The organism is Clostridium puniceum (genome assembly GCF_002006345.1).
Classification (GTDB): domain Bacteria; phylum Bacillota; class Clostridia; order Clostridiales; family Clostridiaceae; genus Clostridium; species Clostridium puniceum.
Window position 1 is genome coordinate 1 of sequence record NZ_LZZM01000103.1, and the last position, 1,355, is coordinate 1,355.

2 rRNA genes are annotated in these 1,355 nt (G+C 28.3%); both read left to right on the forward strand.

From position 1 onward, the window contains the following. A 23S ribosomal RNA gene (locus tag CLPUN_RS08130) occupies positions 1-109 on the forward strand; the annotation flags it as partial. 133 nt (positions 110-242) lie between these two features. Further along, positions 243-359 (forward strand): 5S ribosomal RNA (gene rrf, locus CLPUN_RS08135). Positions 360-1,355 lie beyond the last annotated feature (996 nt).

The window sequence follows — 1,355 nt, forward strand, 5'->3', positions numbered from 1 at the left end:
TAGCATAAGCTAGTAAGACCCCTTGAAGACTACAAGGTTGATAGGTCAGAGGTGTAAGTATGGTAACATATTTAGCTGACTGATACTAATAGGTCGAGGGCTTGACCAATATATAATCAAGTTGTAAGTATACATTGAAAGTTATGTGCAATTTTGAAAGAATAATCTTTCAAAGAAATATAAATCACTAGCGTGATTTATATAAGTTTTTCGATCAATCATAGATTTGAGAAAAACTAATATCTTGTGATGATGGCATAGAGGTAACACTCCTTCCCATTCCGAACAGGACAGTTAAGGTCTATAGCGCCGATGGTACTGCACGGGTGACTGTGTGGCAGAGTAGGACGTTGCGAGGTAAACAAAAAAGATAGTTATTATAGCTATCTTTTTTTATTTTGCAATAAATTATTTAAAATGCGGTGACCTGTTATTCTTCCAAAGATTTGGCTAATTGGAAGTTTGGAAATAATGTATTTATTTTGGAATAATTAGATGATAATAGAGCTACAAATTGGTTGGATGTGTAGGTATAGTTTATGATAGTAACACAAAGAAGTATATATTTTATTACATAATATAGTGTGAATACAGGTGATAGAGAGCTTTTTGATACATGTGATAGACCTAATAATGATTTTTTTGTGTAGGTTATTGAAGTAATTATATATTAAATCCAAATTTCGAAGCAGATAGAGTTACATCGAACACCTTCACAGTATGAACTAATTAGACTAATTTATTAAACATAAGTCCTAATAGTAATGCTTCAGGAGCACATTCAATAAACTTTTGTATGTAGCAATCTTATATAACAACTTATAAAGATAGTATGTATTAAAATATAACAGGACTTACTAATGAACATATACATTAAAAGCTTGAGTTAAAAGTAGTTGTAGACAAAGTACATGTCAAATTTTTGCTAAAAACTTCGGTTGTTAGCAAAAGATCATTGAATAAAGTAGAAGCATTAGTGGATTGATAGAAATTACTATTTCAGATATAAATGTGACTAACGGAAAATATAAAGTTAAAGTATATTTAAATGCAAATGATAATAATTGATATAAAGTAGATAATTTCTCATTTGTTAAAATTAATATTATATATGAAATACAATACCATTTTATAAAGTGATAAGGATATTATTTAGGAGAAATATTTATAGAGACATTGAAAAAAATTTTGGGAAGCTCAAAATGAGATTCAAATAAAAATTTTTATACTATAATAGTGCATTTTTACTTGAATAATTTTACAGTTGAATAAAAAAAACAGATTCTTAGGCTATTTTTAATGACTCAAAAATTTCTTCTATCGGCGTACCGCTTGCGGCAGCTTTGTAAATATAT